General features: G+C 35.8%; 15 protein-coding genes, 1 pseudogene and 1 riboswitch. Of the genes and pseudogenes, 8 read left to right on the top strand and 8 right to left on the bottom strand.

The window, feature by feature from the left end; genetic code table 11:
* Position 1 precedes the first annotated feature (1 nt).
* The 4 genes from BM012_RS04640 to BM012_RS04655 all read right to left on the bottom strand — a co-directional run bounded on the left by BM012_RS04640 (position 2) and on the right by BM012_RS04655 (position 2748).
* Entirely contained in the window at positions 2 to 583 is a 582-nt protein-coding gene (locus tag BM012_RS04640) for a YiiX/YebB-like N1pC/P60 family cysteine hydrolase (protein ID WP_064504962.1), read from the bottom strand.
* Between the two features lie 335 nt (positions 584 to 918).
* Positions 919 to 1482, bottom strand: coding sequence for a signal peptidase I (lepB, locus tag BM012_RS04645; protein ID WP_061803439.1), 564 nt, complete (start codon positions 1480 to 1482; stop codon positions 919 to 921).
* Between the two features lie 90 nt (positions 1483 to 1572).
* Entirely contained in the window at positions 1573 to 1929 is a 357-nt protein-coding gene (locus BM012_RS04650; RefSeq protein WP_061803440.1) for a LapA family protein, read from the bottom strand.
* Between the two features lie 93 nt (positions 1930 to 2022).
* Positions 2023 to 2748, bottom strand: a complete 726-nt coding sequence (locus BM012_RS04655) for a YgjP-like metallopeptidase domain-containing protein (protein ID WP_061803441.1) — start codon at positions 2746 to 2748, stop codon at positions 2023 to 2025.
* A 237-nt stretch (positions 2749 to 2985) separates the two neighbouring features.
* Positions 2986 to 3087: riboswitch (SAM riboswitch) on the top strand.
* Between the two features lie 86 nt (positions 3088 to 3173).
* Here BM012_RS04655 and BM012_RS04660 point away from each other — a divergent pair.
* The 4 genes from BM012_RS04660 to hpaB all read left to right on the top strand — a co-directional run bounded on the left by BM012_RS04660 (position 3174) and on the right by hpaB (position 7468).
* Positions 3174 to 3419, top strand: a complete 246-nt coding sequence (locus BM012_RS04660; protein ID WP_019392866.1) for a hypothetical protein — start codon at positions 3174 to 3176, stop codon at positions 3417 to 3419.
* A gap of 426 nt (positions 3420 to 3845) precedes the next feature.
* On the top strand, positions 3846 to 5471 hold the full coding sequence (locus BM012_RS04665) for a M20/M25/M40 family metallo-hydrolase (RefSeq protein WP_061803442.1): 1626 nt from the start codon (positions 3846 to 3848) through the stop codon (positions 5469 to 5471).
* A gap of 64 nt (positions 5472 to 5535) precedes the next feature.
* Complete coding sequence (locus BM012_RS04670) at positions 5536 to 5778, top strand: DUF2164 domain-containing protein (protein WP_019392868.1); 243 nt, start codon at positions 5536 to 5538, stop codon at positions 5776 to 5778.
* Positions 5779 to 6034: 256 nt separating this feature from the next.
* Complete coding sequence (hpaB, locus tag BM012_RS04675) at positions 6035 to 7468, top strand: 4-hydroxyphenylacetate 3-monooxygenase, oxygenase component (RefSeq protein ID WP_061803443.1); 1434 nt, start codon at positions 6035 to 6037, stop codon at positions 7466 to 7468.
* Positions 7469 to 7492: 24 nt separating this feature from the next.
* Here hpaB and BM012_RS26725 read toward each other — a convergent pair.
* Both BM012_RS26725 and BM012_RS04680 read right to left on the bottom strand, forming a co-directional pair.
* A pseudogene (locus BM012_RS26725) lies at positions 7493 to 7678 on the bottom strand (NAD(P)H:quinone oxidoreductase, type IV); the annotation flags it as partial.
* A 103-nt stretch (positions 7679 to 7781) separates the two neighbouring features.
* Positions 7782 to 9077, bottom strand: coding sequence for an NCS2 family permease (locus BM012_RS04680; protein WP_061803444.1), 1296 nt, complete (start codon positions 9075 to 9077; stop codon positions 7782 to 7784).
* A gap of 452 nt (positions 9078 to 9529) precedes the next feature.
* Here BM012_RS04680 and BM012_RS04685 point away from each other — a divergent pair, with 452 nt between their 5' ends.
* The 4 genes from BM012_RS04685 to msrB all read left to right on the top strand — a co-directional run bounded on the left by BM012_RS04685 (position 9530) and on the right by msrB (position 13055).
* Complete coding sequence (locus tag BM012_RS04685) at positions 9530 to 10690, top strand: hypothetical protein (protein ID WP_139210306.1); 1161 nt, start codon at positions 9530 to 9532, stop codon at positions 10688 to 10690.
* Positions 10691 to 10844: 154 nt separating this feature from the next.
* On the top strand, positions 10845 to 11333 hold the full coding sequence (locus BM012_RS04690) for a MerR family transcriptional regulator (protein ID WP_061803446.1): 489 nt from the start codon (positions 10845 to 10847) through the stop codon (positions 11331 to 11333).
* A 191-nt stretch (positions 11334 to 11524) separates the two neighbouring features.
* A complete protein-coding gene (locus BM012_RS04695) occupies positions 11525 to 11950 on the top strand; it encodes a MarR family winged helix-turn-helix transcriptional regulator (RefSeq protein ID WP_064504963.1) in 426 nt (141 codons plus the stop codon).
* Between the two features lie 145 nt (positions 11951 to 12095).
* On the top strand, positions 12096 to 13055 hold the full coding sequence (gene msrB / locus BM012_RS04700) for a peptide-methionine (R)-S-oxide reductase MsrB (protein WP_061803447.1): 960 nt from the start codon (positions 12096 to 12098) through the stop codon (positions 13053 to 13055).
* A gap of 17 nt (positions 13056 to 13072) precedes the next feature.
* Here the strand turns inward: msrB and BM012_RS04705 are convergent, their stop codons facing one another.
* Positions 13073 to 14182 (bottom strand): GerAB/ArcD/ProY family transporter, encoded by a 1110-nt coding sequence (locus BM012_RS04705; RefSeq protein ID WP_061803448.1) that lies wholly within the window; start codon positions 14180 to 14182, stop codon positions 13073 to 13075.
* Positions 14183 to 14201: 19 nt separating this feature from the next.
* The gene (locus tag BM012_RS04710; protein WP_061803449.1) at positions 14202 to 15284 is read right to left on the bottom strand and encodes a Ger(x)C family spore germination protein; all 1083 of its coding nucleotides are present in this window, start codon (positions 15282 to 15284) and stop codon (positions 14202 to 14204) included.
* Positions 15285 to 15287 lie beyond the last annotated feature (3 nt).

A 15287-nucleotide genomic window follows, 5' to 3' on the forward strand; every position in this document is an offset into this window, starting at 1 on the left:
TTTACAGAAGGCGAAAGAGAAATGTAATACTTTTATCTTTCGCAATATGCTCTGGAAAAAGAGGGCGACGCTGTAATGGGGCAAGGGTAATATTTGCTTCTTTGTAAAGGATATCAATATGCTCAGAGCAAATATATTGGTTGTTTTGTTTATAGTTAGGAACTTTAAATACAATACGAAGTAGAATTTTTAGAATTTCAAATTTATCATAGTGTCTATTTAGAAGGGAAATCCCTTTATCAATTAGTCTTTTTTTCTCTTCTTTTGAGACGTTATCGCTCATAAATTTATCATGTCTAGCGATAAATAGTTTGCCTCTATAGCTTTCATTTTTATTTTCATAATTTTTAAAGTAGTGGGAGAGGGGGACAATACGTACACCATCATCCTCAACACTTTCCATTACTAGAATACGATCTTCCCATTTGACAATAACCCCAACATGACTGAAAGAAGAACGTGAAAAAAATCCAATGAGACGACTTATTATATAATGACCAGAGCAAAGTAAGATGTCGCCTGTCTGAACTTTTGATAAAGCTTCGTCATAAGAATAAAAAGGCAAATTTTGAATAATAATCATCTCCTTTGCTGTATTATATCGATTTTTTTATATTTGGTATGGGGGAAATGGAAACAATATATAGAAGAAAAAAACCATTCATATTGAATGGCTCTCTTTATATAGGGCTTATTTTTAATTTCGAAAATAAGGTGTTGTTTTTATTTGAATAGAGCTGTTTTCAGGAAGCTAAGCAGTCAGAAAACAGATTACTAAAAACGCAATAAGGGAGCGGAAAAGTAGCATTAAAATTCCTCCTTGCTCTAATTGCTTTTGCTACTTTTAGTATAAAGGAAAAACGTAAATTCGGTATCAAAATAATATTACAGTTATGTAAAAAAACAGAGAGGTGAGAGTTAATGCATAAAAGTGATCTCATTCAGCGGCCAATATCTCATGTTCACTTCCCCAACAATATTATCGATTTTAATAAGTCCAAAATGGCGCCCATCATTGCTTATAGGACGATTATCTCCTAATACAAGTACATAGTCTTTAGGGATTTTAGCTAGCCCTACTATTTCTTTTAAGGTGAAATCATTCGTTACTTGTTCATAGGGTAGTTTTTCTTGCTTTGCTTTGTTTAAATAAGGTTCGGCTGTTTTTTGTCCATTTACATAAAGAACATCGTTTTTGAACGAGATATTTTCACCAGGAAGGCCCACAATCCGCTTTACAAGATATTCTTCCTTATGCTCGGGAGATTTTAAAACGACGAGATCTGCTCGCTGGGGTTTTCCATATTTGTAGTTTATTTTATTGACCACAATTTTGTTTCCATCTTTTAAGTTAGGTAGCATTGAATCCCCTTTTACTGTATAAGGTTGGAAGAAGAAATGTTGAATAAAAAAGGATAAAATAATAGCTAATATGATGGTTTTTACATAAGACCAAAGCTCGCTTTTTGTACTTTTTGTCAAGCTACAATTCGCTCCTTTTAATAAAGATAGTTGGATGCTATGCAACGCAAAGAAGGCTAGTACATTTCCCTGTACTAACCTTCTACATCTTTATTTATTTAGCCTGCTCTTTATACCAACATTTTTATTTTCTGAAGAAGATAATTCTTTTTCTTTCTTTTTTGCGGCCGTTGTATTGTCTTTGTTAGCTTCAACAGAAGGAGGCACTGATGCTCCATTTTTTTGAAGTTGACGGATTTGACTCTGAAGACGAATGATTTTAACCAAACTTAATGATACAGCTACAACGCCACCAAATACGGCAGAGCCAAGAATAACGAGAATCAGTGGCCAGTCTTGTGTACCAAATACGTAGTTAAACTGAACGGGTTCATCATTTACAATAGCTAAAATAGCAACGATAAGAGCAAAAACAAGAGCTAAAATAAAATAGCGTTGTCCTTTCATAAAAAACTCTCCTTTTTAGATGGATCAGTATTTTTATGTTTGTACCCCTTGATTATAAGTATGAAACCATTTCAGCTATACTACTCCTTTAATTTATAGAGAGAGCGTATGTTCTTTTAGCCACTCTAAGCGTTCATTATAGTCTTCAAAAAGGGAAGAAGGGTTTTGTTCCACTTCTTTGGCGATAACAGCTTCAATTGTTGCCATTGGTGCCATAAGTAAATGCCAATCTGCTTTTACATCTCCGTTGTTGTAAGAAACAAGGTTCGGCGATTCTTCCCATGTGATAGAAGCTACATCGTTTGTTAAAAGAGGATTAAGGCTTTTTAAAATATCTTTTGTTTTATCATGGCCTTTTGCTATGTACCATTCTTTTAACATAGTAAAGATTTCTTCATTCGTTTTTGCTTCATCCCAGCTTGTTGGAATCTGGGCCGTGAATTTTGAATATTTAAAAGCGAAAGATGGAGTATCTTCAGTTGTTTCGATGTTTAAACGGTACTGACGTCCAAGGTAAAAGAAACGCTCTCCAGATTGAAACGATTTCTTTTCATCAGATTGAACAACGTTTTCCGCTTCTCTGATCTTTTCTTCATCTTGAGTATGATTTTCCTCAGAAGGTTGGACGTCTCCTAGCTGCTCAGCAATCCAGTCAGCTTTGCGAGCTAACACAAATTGAAGGTTGCTTTTTGTAAAACTTTTCGGTACAGTAAGCAGAACCCCTTCATCTTTGCAAACTGAAATTTGAACGTTTGTTGTATTTTGAACTTGGTGAATCGTGTAATTGAAACTATGCTTTTTTGTTTTAAAATGATACATATTGAAACTCCTTTCTACAAATTTTCATTGTATATGTAAACTAAGGTGAAGGTCAAGGTTACACCGATAACTTCTTATTAATAATATCAGGAAATTGATACATATGCTCAAACCGTTCTTTTATTTTTACTCAAAATGCTCATTTACAAAGTAAAGAATAGTTGGTATAATTCCATTATTCACAAACATATATTGTTTATTAAGACAGTCAACTTTATTAACAATAGAAAAATATACAACTTATCAAGAGTGGATAAGAGAACTGGCTCAGTGATTCCACAGCAACCTGCGTATGCAAGGTGCTACTACCAGCAAAGCAAACGCTTTGAGTGATAAATGTGCAGAGAAAAGATGCCAATCGCTTTTAGCGGTTGGCATTTTTATTTTGCCTTTGTCGAAAAGTATATTAAAAGGAGAGAGATAAAATGAAACATGTCGAGTGGAAAGCTTATGTTGAAAAAAATTTAGAAAACGTGGTGTCAGAAGTTTATATTCATTCCCTTGAGACATTTATTCAAATTATCGCTAAAGATTGTGACTGTACATATTCAGTAGCTATTGATTACAAGGAACTACAGAGAAGTGATGATGAGAAAGTGTCTAACCTTCTATTAGAAAAGCTTCAGAGAGTAGGTTTTGAGCATAAAGAAAGAGTGCTTGCCTCTTATTAGAAAGAGAGAACGAATCTGGTATTTATCACGTATAATAAAGTGAGCAAACTACCTCTATAGGATGTTTGCAAGAAAGCTATGAGTAGCACAAAATAAATTTGTCGAAATTTTTTAAAAAATACACATCCTAAATAGTCAAAAACTGTGTTATCTTATATAAAAGGTAAATTGAGGAAGGGGCGACGTTCATGGATTATTCCATTGAATATGGAAGCGATCAAAGCAGTGAAGAACTAATTGATCACATCTTGGACTATTTAGAAGCAAAATAAGAAAAAAGAGCAGCCTACAAGTGAAAGAGCTGCTCTTTTTATTTGGTTTTCTTTCTTTAAAAAGTGGTTGACGTAAAAAGGAAGATAGCGGAGAATGGGCTTAATTATAGCAGCATAAACATTGCTTTCTAAAAAGTTGAACAGGGGGGAGAACATGAAAGAGCAAACTTACTTTCAAACAAAACAACAGCTCATCGACCTTCTTTGTGAACTTGTGTCCGTTCCGAGTATTACTGGAAGCTCTGCAGAAGGAGAGATGGCCAAGTTTATTCATCGTAAGTTTCTGCAGCTTCCATATTTCAAGAAATACCCTTCTTATGCTCAATTACATGATACGGAAGACGGCAGATTTATTGTAACTGCTTTTGTAAAAGGTCAAAAAACAAATAAAACGGTTATTCTTGTTAATCATCATGATGTTGTTGGAGTTGAGGGATATGGGATTTGGAAAGATGCTGCCTTTAACCCCATTGAACTAACAAAACGATTTTATGGGCAGCGTGAGCTTGTACCATTTGAAGTCCGCCAAGACTTAGATCGAGGAGAATGGCTTTTTGGACGTGGAATTATGGATATGAAAAGCGGAATGGCGACTCAAATGTCTCTCATTGAACGAGCGACAAATGGAGACTTTGAAGGAAATCTGTTGTTTTTATCTGTTCCAGATGAAGAAGTAAGTTCTATAGGAATGAGAAGAGCAGTACCTGTTTTGCTTGATCTTGCAAAACAACACAGTTTTCAATATTCTCTTGTCTTGAATGGAGAACCGATGTTCAGTCGTTATCCTGGTGATACAAAAGATTATTTATATGTTGGATCGATTGGAAAGGTATTGCCAGGTTTCTTTTGCTATGGAAAAGAAAGTCATGTTGGAGAGCCTTTTGCAGGCCTTAATGCTAATTTACTTGTCAGTGAGCTTGCAAGAGCATTAGAGCTTAATACAGACTATTGTGAAGTGATTGAAGGGGAAGTAAGCCCTCCTCCAACTATTTTGTCTCAGGGAGATTTAAAGAAAGAGTATTCAACACAAACACCAAACAGAGCGTTAGCTCTTTATAATTTCCTTGTGATGAAGAAGCCGATGGATAAGTTTGTTTCTTCTCTCTTAGAAAGTGCTCAGCAAGCAGCACGTGAAGTAGAGAAGCACTATAATAATCGTGCTTTTCATTATGGAATGATGCAATCTTCTACTCCAAAGTCTGTAAATGTTCACGTTTTTACGTATGAGAAACTTTATAAATATGGAGTAGATACTTACGGGAAGGAGCACGTTGATAATTTAATTAAGAAGGTACAACATGAGACGTCCTCTCTCGATCATAGGGAACAAACAACGGCTATTTTGAATGAGCTTGCTCTTTTATGCAAAGAGCTTTCACCAATGATTATCCTTTTTTTCGCGCCACCATACTATCCTGCTGTATGTACAGATGATCATCCGCTTGTAAAAAAACTTGTTCAAATACTAACAAAAACAGGTGCAGAAAAGTATGGGATAGCGTTTCATAAGCAGCTTTACTTTGGAGGCATTTCAGACCTTAGCTATGTTGGACTTAATCATGCGTTAGAAACTTTCTTGCCGCTTGTTCACAACATGCCATTATGGAAGAAAGGCTATGATATTCCATTTTCTGACCTAGAACAGTTTAAAGTACCTGTCTTTAACTTAGGTCCTAGAGGGAGAGACGCGCATCAGTGGACAGAACGACTTGATGTTAATTATTCATTTGGTCCTCTTATGGATTTGCTACAAATGACTGTAAAAGAGTGTTTTAAATAGACGAGATTCTCGATAACATGGAAGAGAACAATAGTAGAAAGCTAGAAAAGAGAGGTTACACTGTATGGAAATCTTATTATCAAAAGAACAAAAGGCAGAAGTGATTAATGAAATTCAACGCTTTTTCCTAGAAGAACGAGGAGAAGAGATAGGAGAACTGGCCGCTGAAACGGTTTTTTATTTTATAAAAGAAAATGTAGGAGCTTATTTCTATAATAAGGGAATTGAAGACAGCAAAACAATTGTAGAGCAGAAAATATTTTCTGTAGAAGAAGATTTAGAAGCTTTAAAAAGAATCAAAAGATAAAAATAGATCAAAAGAAGAACAGATTTTAAATGATGTTCTTCTTTTTTATGTTCGCTTGGTAAACATATTTATAAGTGAACTTTTATAAAGTCTGCTTCATCATTTTTCTCCTTTTAAAAGTAAAGACTTATAGGCTCTTCACCATCTTTTTCGTTTGAAGTGCTCTCTATCTTATTTAGGTTATATACTCTGTTTCTTTTTTAAAAAGAGTGAATACGATATAGAAGACAATAACAGAGAAGAGGAGCGAGTTTCTTTGGGGATCATAGATGGAAAAGAGTTTGTTACAAGATTAAACCTTTTAAAAAATGATGTATGGGTAAAAGGAGAAAGAGTAAAAGGAGATATTAGTGAGCACAGTGCTTTTCAAGGAGTTGTAAAAAGCAAAGCGGAACTTTATGACATGCAAGCTGGCGAGCATAAATCAGTCCTTACTCATTCTGAAGAAGGAAAAACATACGGAACATCTTTTATGAAACCAAAAACAAAGGAAGATTTAGAAAAGAGGAGAAAAGCGACACAGATTTGGGCTAGGAAATCAGGTGGAATGATGGGAAGGGCCCCTGATTATATGAACACAGCTCTTATGGCTTTTTCCTCAGGAGCTTCGTTAATTGAAAAGAAGCATAAAAAAGGTAGTGAGAACATTGTCCAGCTATATGAAGAAGCAAAGAACCTTGATTTATCTTTTACACACACATATGTAAGTCCGCAGGTTAATAGAGGATCTTTTTATTATGAAGAATTAGAAGAGGAACCAATTGCAGCTCAGGCAGTAAAGAAAACGAAGGATGGTCTTTTATTTAAAGGAGCAAGATTACTTGCTACACAAGGTGGTCTTACGGATGAACTTCTCGTTTTCTCAACAGGTGGAAGAGGATTGGATGACAAAGGAGCTTTTGCTTTTTCGATTCCTAGTAATACAGAAGGACTTACGTTCTTGTGCAGAGAACCATTTTCTTATCATTCTTCCCCTTTTAATTATCCATTAAGTTCGCGTTTTGATGAGCTTGATGCAGTGGTTATATTCAACAACGTTTTAGTGCCGTGGGAGAGGCTCTTTTTCTACGAAGATAAACAAGCAGCGGAAAGTCTTTTTTTGGGAAGTAGCTATGTTGCCCTTATCCTTCATCAAGTTGTATCCCGTCAAGTTGTTAAGCTGGAATTTACATTAGGTGTAGCACAGTCAATTGTAGATACTATTAATATTAGTGAATATCAGCACGTGCAAGCGAAAATAAGTGAAATTGTGATCGCTTTAGAAACGATGAGAGGATTACTTTTGACATCAGAAAAAGAAGCTCAAAAGGATCAGTTTGGTATCATGGCTCCGAGCGTACATCCTCTCTATGTTGCTGTAACTCTTTTTTCTAACACATATCCCCGCTTAACTGAAATAGTAGAACTCCTTGGTGCAAGCGGTCTTATTACTCTTCCAACAGAAGCTGATTTTGACTCTGAAATGGGAGAAAAGCTTGATTACTATTTGCAAAGTTTCTCAAAAGGAGGATATGAGCGTGTCAAACTCTTCCGCCTTGCATGGGATATGACTCTAAGTGCTTTTGGTACACGTCAAACATTGTATGAACGTTTCTTTTTTGGCGATCCTATTCGTCTTCTTAGCAATATGTATCATTCATATCCGAAAAAAAACTATCAAGAATTTGTAGAAAACTTTTTAAAACAATAAAAAAGCGGAGGGTCATCCGCTTTTTTATTGTTTGTCGTTTTTTATCCAAGAAGCAATCATAGCTGTTCGGTTTGCTTGGTGTTTTACAGCCTCATCCACATCCTCTTGCATATTTCCGTTTTCATCAACAGTAATGCTTGTCCCATAAGGGTTTCCACCAGCAGAGTATGCAGAAGAATCTGTATAGCCTGGTGGCGCACTGATAGCCCCCTAGTGCATTATTCACTCTAAAATAATTGTTATCTGTGGAAGCTTAGATGAACAGTTATATAAAAAAAGACAAACGGACCGCAGAACGGCTCGTTTGTCTTTTTTAATGGGAAAAGAACATAAGTTGAATAAAGAATAAAAGGGCAAAAATATAAACAAGAGGGTGAACGTTTTTTCCTTTCCCTTTTACTAGTTTAATCAGGGGATAAGAAATGAAACCCAGTGCAATACCTGTTGCAATGCTTGATGTTAAAGGCATGCTTAAAATAACAAGAAAGGCTGGGAAAGCTTCATCAAGTTCTTTCCATTCAATCTTAGCAACAGATTCCATCATTAAACTTCCAACGATGATTAAAGCAGGTGATGTAATCGCAGCAATTCCTGAAACAGCTCCTACAAGAGGACTGAAGAAAGCAGCAACAATGAACAGAATGCCAACCGTTAGTGTTGTTAACCCTGTACGACCTCCAGCAGCAACTCCTGAAGACGATTCAACAAAGGCTGTTGTTGGACTTGTACCGAACATTGCTCCAAATGTTGTTCCAAATGAATCAGAAAGAAGTGCTTGACGCAGGCGAGGCATCTTTCCATCTTTCATAAGTCCTGCTTTTTGAGCAACGCCAACCATTGTGCCTGTTGTATCAAAAATCGTAACAAGCAAGAAAGAGAATACAACAGCATAAAGGCCGTGTGTAATGACATCGTTCAGTGCTGTAATAGGATTAAAAACAATAAGTCCTTCTGGTAACGATGGGAAAGAGAAAAATCCCTCTTTAAATGAAAGTTGCCCTGTGCACAGAGCGATAATTGCGGTTGCAATCATTCCAAGGAAAAGGGCTGCATTTATACGTAATGCCATTAAAAGAAGCGTAATGGCAAGTCCAACAATGGTAAGGAAAGTGCCTGGTTCTGTTAAATCTCCTAGTTTTACGAGGTTTGTTGGATCATCAACAATGATGTTAGCATTTCGTAAACCGATAAAAGCAATGAAAAGACCAATTCCAGTTGTGATAGCGTTCTTTAAACTATCTGGAATCGCATCAATTAATTTCTCTCGAAAAGAAGTTAGAGAAAGGATAAGAAAAATAAGCCCAGCGATAAATACCGCAGAAAACGCTGTTGTATACGTAATGCCTTCCTGTGAGCAAATAACAGCAAAATAAGCATTCAAACCCATACCTGGAGCAATTGCAACAGGATAATTAGCTGCAAGGGCCATCCAAAGGGTTCCAATTACAGCTGAAATAATAGTAGCTGTAAAAACTTGCTCAAAAGGAACGCCTGCACTTGATAACACGACAGGGTTAACAATTACGATGTATACCATTGTAAGGAACGTTGTAAGCCCTGCTGATAGCTCTGTACGAACGCTCGTATTTGCTTCTTGTAATTTAAACATGTTTACCTCCAAATTACGAACATTTTTTCTGAAACAACATCCATAATATTCGTTTTTTGAGTATAGTGCAAGAGTTTTTCATATTTCTAATAGAAATACAGTAAATCATTCTTTTGTAATTAGTAATGACCAATTTAAAGAAAAATATTTTTGAAACCGAATGAATTCTGGCCCGTAAATATAAGTACAGTACAGAAAGTTTATTACTTTTGGAGAAGGATTCTGGAATAAGAGTTCCTGATAAGTTTTTAATTTGAAGTTTTTCAAATATTAACCAAGGGTAATAAAGAACTAGATAAGTAGAAATTTTTGTGAAGTATAAGACCTATTTCTTCCAAAAAACATTGACGTTAATTTTGTCTTTATGTTTTAGTAGAAGTAGTGCAAAATGGAGATTGGGAAATCGAGAGGAGGTAAGAAGCTACAATTTATATGCAGTAGCTTCGAACTATATGAAAAAACGTAAATTACTTATTACAAACACAGCTTTACTTGGTACAGCAGCAATCGCTTTAACGGCGTGTAATAGCGCTCCAGGAGAACAATTGACAAAAGCATACAGCAATCTGGAAACGGTTAAATCTTTTGAAGCAACAACAAAATTATCTTTCAAAGATATTAAAATTGATGCAGCTGAGTCTGATCCAGAGATGCAGCAAGTAGTTGACGTATTGAAAAACTCTTCTTTAACAATGGATACGAAGTATGATCAAAAAACGAAGAAACAAGAAGTGGTATTAAACATTAAAGCAAAAATGGGTATGATGGCTCTAGATGCTAAAGTACCAATGCTTTTTGATGAGAAAGCAAATACATTCTATATTGAGGCAGATAGCCTTGTTGATAACATCTCGCCATTCCTACAAGGATCTGGAATCGATATTAGTAAATTCAAAGGAAAGACAATTTCTATTGATCTTAATGAGTTAGCAAAAGACGATCCAGAGCTTCAAAAAGAACTTGATGCAATGAAAAATTCTCAAGACACTGCGCAGCTTCAAGAAAATATGCGTAAAGAACTTGAAAAACTTCTAAAAGATAAATCAGAAGATGATTTTAAAGAAGAAGATGGAAAAATTACAGTTAACTTCTCTGATAAAGAGGTTAAAGGTCTTATTGATAATTACCTTAAAGAAGCAGACTTAACAGCTGAAGAGCGTGAAGAGTTTGATAAAGCGTTAAATGATGCAAATGCAAAATTCAGCGGTCTTACATTAACAAGTGAAGTTGATGGAGACCAACTTGTATCTGATTCTGGCAAATTCTCTATGACTGCTGAGCCAGAAGGTGACAAAGTTTCAATGGACTTTACTTTCTCTTCTAAATACAATGATAATCTTCCGAAGTCTTCAGATATTAAAGTGAACATGAACGTTGAATCAGAAGATGGCGGCGGTACATTTGCAATCGATACGAAAACAAACTACAAGTCTATAAACAAAGATGTGAAATTTACAGTTGATACAAAGAAAGAAAATTTAATTACAACAGATGAACTTGAGCAATACTTTATGCCAGCAACACCAGAAGTTCCAGCAACTGGTGAAGAAACACCGGCAACACCAGAAGCTCCAGCAGCTGGTGAAGAGACACCAGCAACATCTGCTCAATAATTTACAAAAAAGCCCCGCTCCTTGTAGTGGGGCTTTTTTGTAATATCTCTTCTTTTTTTGGCGAATTCATACTAGTTTTGTCAAACAGAAAGGGATTCATCATTTCCGCTCGAATGTAGTTTGGTAAGGAGAAGAAACGAAAGGGTGAGCGGATATGAAGACACATGAAGCTGCACGTGAACTTGGAGTTAGTTCTCAAACCGTTATAAAATGGATTCGGCATTATAATATTGATTGTGCTAAAAACGAGCGCGGTCATTTTGATATTTCAAAAGAGAATATTAAGCAAATTCGGGAAGCTCATAACATTCAGCCGCGCTCTTCAGCTAGAAAAGGACATATTCAGAGTTCTACAGATTTTGATGCCTTAGAAGCGCAAATTCAAGAGATGTGTAAACAGATGGGAAGTATGATGGGGAGAATCGCAGAAAATGATCGTCGAATTGAAGAAAAAGCAGGTGAAGTTGTCACCTTCCAAGTTCTAGAACATCGAACTGAAATTACGAATTTACAAAAGAAGATATATGAGCTAGAAGAACGTTTGGCAATGGTAGAGGAACAGTTAGAAAAGAAAGAAGGGTTTATTGCAAATAAGAAACTCCCAAGGTGGAAGACGCTCTTTATGAACTTATGGAGTTTGTAGCTTGATAGCTTGCACTGCTATCAAGTCTTTTTTTATTTAAAAGTCTTTTATTTTCTCCTTTGGTAAGTAGTAGAGGAATTATTGTAATAACAGTGGTACAATTAAATAAAGAACGATGGTTACTAGATGTATGATGTAGCTAGTAACAAGCGGGCTTCAAGTTTACGATATGAAAAAGAGGAGGCGATTGTATGGAACGTCATACGATGATGGTTGATTTAGAAAAATCAATGCGTCGCGTATTTCGACAAATCCGCTATGAAATCAACGATCTATTGCAATCGGAAATGACAAGCAGTGAATTTGCAATTTTACGTCTTTTATCAGAAGGCGGAGGTAAAAAGGCAACAGAGCTGTCAAAAGCACTTGGTGTATCTGCTAGTCATATTACAGCGGTAACCGATACAATGATTGATAAAGAGTACATTACAAGACGGAGATCCCCAAATGACCGTCGCGTTGTTGAGATTGTGATAACAGAAAAAGGGGAAGAAATATTTAAGAAGTTTGGAGATAAAAAACTTAAGTATTTAACCGAGAAATTTGAAGTAATCAGCGATGAAGAACTTCAACAACTTATTAATGCCTTACACCGACTAGATCGGTTCAAAGAATAGACCAAAAAAGCGAAGACAGTATTCTGTTTTCGCTTTTTTGTATGAATGAGAAAAAGAGAGCGCATGCTGAAAATAGCATATTGTTTTGAAAGTGAACAAGGAGACGATATAATAAGAAAACAAAGCTTATAAAGGAGCTGGAATTATGACAAGTCACAATCATATTGCTACATTTGCAGGTGGCTGCTTCTGGTGTATGGTTAAACCATTTGACGAACAGCCAGGCATTGAAAAAGTCGTTTCAGGATATACGGGCGGCCATAAAGAAAACCCAACATATGAAGAAGTATGTTCAGATACAACAGGACATGTTGAAGCTGTTCAAATCACTTTTAATCCAGAGATTTTTCCATATGAAAAACTTGTAGAATTATTTTGGCAACAAATTGATCCAACAGACGAAGGCGGACAGTTTGCTGATCGAGGAGAATCATATAAAACAGCTATTTTCTATCATAGTAAAGAACAACGTCAAATTGCTGAAAAGTCAAAAGAGAACCTAGCAAAAAGCGGTCGATTCTCGAAACCTATCGTTACGCCTATAATAGAAGCTAAGCCGTTTTATCCAGCTGAAGAATATCATCAAGATTATCATAAAAAACATCCAATTCGCTACAAAATGTATCGAAAAGGTTCTGGACGTGAAGGATTTTTAAAAGAAGCTTGGAGCAATAAAGAACAGCAAGAAGAGCTTCGCAATCGCCTTACCCCAATGCAATATGAAGTAACTCAAAATAATGGGACTGAGCCTCCTTTCCGTAATGAATATTGGGACAACAAAGAAGAGGGAATTTACGTTAACATCGTATCAGGTGAGCCTCTTTTTAGTTCACAAGATCAATACGATGCAGGATGTGGATGGCCTTCTTTTACAAAACCAATTGATAAAAGTGTTGTGAAAGAGGAAACAGACACATCGCACGGCATGATTCGTACGGAGGTACGTAGCAAAGGAGGAAATGCCCACTTAGGACATGTGTTTGATGATGGTCCTTCTTCACATGGTGGTTTACGTTATTGTATCAACTCAGCAGCGCTTCGTTTTATTCCAAAATCAGAACTTGAAAGAGAAGGATATGGGGAATACAAAAAGTTATTCTCATAAAAAAGCAAAAGGAAGCGTTATGCTTCCTTTTGCTTTTTTTTCATTCTTTGCCATTTCCGCTTAAGCATTGTTAAAATGCTGAGCAGCGGAATGTATAAAATAAAGAGGAAAAGACCGACAAAACTTGAATACTTCCCAAGCGAATTAATTTCATAACGGGTATCAAAAAAAAGAGCTCCAGCAAAAAGAAAGGCAAAAAAGAAAGGTAGAAATCGAGATGGACGCAGAGAGAAACTTCTCTTACATAGCCTTGCACAACACCAGGTTGAAATGGAAATTCCAGGAACGACGACAAGAAACCAAAGGGAAATCAAGATATATTCAAAACGTTGAATGAATGGAATTTCAATAATTTTAGCCATCGACAGCGTAGGATAGATAGTGTGCTGAAGTTCGTCTTTATTAAAATAAACAAGTGACACAAGAAGAATAGCGAAATAAGTGAAAAACGTCAGAGCGTTTGCTCCATGAGCAAACTTTTGAGATTTATGGGCTTTCTTTATAAAAGGATAAAAAATAAGTAATGGTTCAAATCCACTAAACTCAAACATAAAAACTTTTGAAGCCATCAATATATCTTGAACAGAATGATCCCACACAGGAAGTAAATTTCGGTAATTTGCAAACTGAAGAGGGAAAATGAGCATAACCCATAGAAAAGATGGCAGAATGACGCTGAAAAAAGCAACACCTGCTACAATTCGAAATCCTGAAGTAAGAATGTAGTAGGTAATAGCAATGATAACAAGGGAAAGGACCCAAGTTGGAAGAAGTGGAAACATCCATAATTGCAATACTTCTATATAAGTTCGAAAGATAGTTAAACAAATGAGGGAAATATAGACCAAAAAAGCAAAATCTAATAGTTTGCTTATCCATTTTCCAAATAAAAACTGATGAACAGAAATGATGTCAGGCTGCTCTTCAGAAAGCATTTTATAGCAAAACCAAATCACAATATGAATTGCAAAAGAAGCTAGGAAGAGGGAAATCCATGAATCTTGCTCTGCATATTTGGCTACTAATCGTTGAAAAGCTAAAATACCAACCCCAATTTGAAAGCCGTGAATAAGAAAGAAAACTAGAAAAGGGGAAACTTGAAATTTTTCATCCACAAGCTTAGACATGTTGCATTGCCTCCTTTCTTTATTCACCAATTCCTGTTTGAGTAAGCTTTACATCGATGTTTACTTTAATATCCATGTCTGGATAATTACTGTGAAATTCCTTCCAATCGAAGTGACGTGTTTTGCTTCTTGCAAAATCCTCAAATCCAATTGGATCAACTTGCAGTTTTTGCATGTCTTGAACAATTCTATTTCCATTTTTGGTGAGTTCATTTTTAATTTGATCTTCAATATTGTGCACTTGTTTTCTGTCTTTCGCATTCACCCAAGCAGGATATTCTTTTAGGAGTCCGTTAATGTGTACATCAACTTTAATTGAGTTGTTCTTTTTTGAATATGTCATAGACTGTCTGGCATATAGATTGCGAAGAACAACCGCTCCTTTTTTTCCTTCTGCTTTAATAAATGTATGATAAAGACCATTTTTAGAGCCGCTGCGAATGAGTTTAAATAAAAACGTTTCTTTCATATTTAATGTTGTGACAAGCCTTTCTTTATCAAAAATGGCTAGCCCCTTCAATTTGATTTCGTTTTTTTCGCCCCCTAAATAAGGAAGAAAAACATCTCGCCCTTTTCCATAGTAATTTGAGAAAAAAACATGAAGGTTTGTATATGGCAAGTTTTCTGTATGGATGTTTTGTTCAATTAAATCTGTAATGTAAAGTGATTCCTTTACATCTTTTTTTGTTACAGCTTGTAACATTGTTTCTGCTTTTCCATCCACAACAGCTACATGAACGCGCCGTCCGAGAGAGGGACTTCTTGAGAAACTATGAATGATTTCTTCTATATTATGTTTAGCATAAGCTTTTCCAAATAAAAGGATACGCGTTTGGCCTTCCACCATTCGAAGTGCCGATTTTTCATTGATTTTTTGTAAAATATTATACGTATTATCAGTTGTAACACTAATTGTACTCGGTTCCTCTGTTGTGCTTTCTCGGAAAAGAGGAAAAAGAGCAGTCCCACGAATCTTTCCGTCCTTTGTATAATCTAGTCCTATTCCTTGAACAACTAAAACATCATCAATAACAAAGGAAGAGCAACTTGATAAAAAGGGGATAGAAAACATCAAAAGAACGAGTAGGGATCTTTTTTTCATCCT

Origin of the sequence: Priestia endophytica DSM 13796 (assembly GCF_900115845.1) — a bacterium.
GTDB lineage: Bacteria > Bacillota > Bacilli > Bacillales > Bacillaceae_H > Bacillus_I > Bacillus_I endophytica.

What these genes read in the sequence shown, in the direction of transcription:
- BM012_RS04640 (WP_064504962.1), bottom strand. Translation starts at nt 583, where the DNA reads ATGATTATTATTCAAAATTTGCCTTTTTATTCTTATGACGAAGCTTTA.
- BM012_RS04650 (WP_061803440.1), bottom strand. Translation starts at nt 1,929, where the DNA reads ATGAAAGGACAACGCTATTTTATTTTAGCTCTTGTTTTTGCTCTTATC.
- BM012_RS04655 (WP_061803441.1), bottom strand. Translation starts at nt 2,748, where the DNA reads ATGTATCATTTTAAAACAAAAAAGCATAGTTTCAATTACACGATTCAC.
- BM012_RS04660 (WP_019392866.1), top strand. Translation starts at nt 3,174, where the DNA reads ATGAAACATGTCGAGTGGAAAGCTTATGTTGAAAAAAATTTAGAAAAC.
- BM012_RS04665 (WP_061803442.1), top strand. Translation starts at nt 3,846, where the DNA reads ATGAAAGAGCAAACTTACTTTCAAACAAAACAACAGCTCATCGACCTT.
- BM012_RS04670 (WP_019392868.1), top strand. Translation starts at nt 5,536, where the DNA reads ATGGAAATCTTATTATCAAAAGAACAAAAGGCAGAAGTGATTAATGAA.
- BM012_RS04680 (WP_061803444.1), bottom strand. Translation starts at nt 9,077, where the DNA reads ATGTTTAAATTACAAGAAGCAAATACGAGCGTTCGTACAGAGCTATCA.
- BM012_RS04685 (WP_139210306.1), top strand. Translation starts at nt 9,530, where the DNA reads ATGAAAAAACGTAAATTACTTATTACAAACACAGCTTTACTTGGTACA.
- BM012_RS04690 (WP_061803446.1), top strand. Translation starts at nt 10,845, where the DNA reads ATGAAGACACATGAAGCTGCACGTGAACTTGGAGTTAGTTCTCAAACC.
- BM012_RS04695 (WP_064504963.1), top strand. Translation starts at nt 11,525, where the DNA reads ATGGAACGTCATACGATGATGGTTGATTTAGAAAAATCAATGCGTCGC.
- msrB (WP_061803447.1), top strand. Translation starts at nt 12,096, where the DNA reads ATGACAAGTCACAATCATATTGCTACATTTGCAGGTGGCTGCTTCTGG.
- BM012_RS04705 (WP_061803448.1), bottom strand. Translation starts at nt 14,182, where the DNA reads ATGTCTAAGCTTGTGGATGAAAAATTTCAAGTTTCCCCTTTTCTAGTT.
- BM012_RS04710 (WP_061803449.1), bottom strand. Translation starts at nt 15,284, where the DNA reads ATGAAAAAAAGATCCCTACTCGTTCTTTTGATGTTTTCTATCCCCTTT.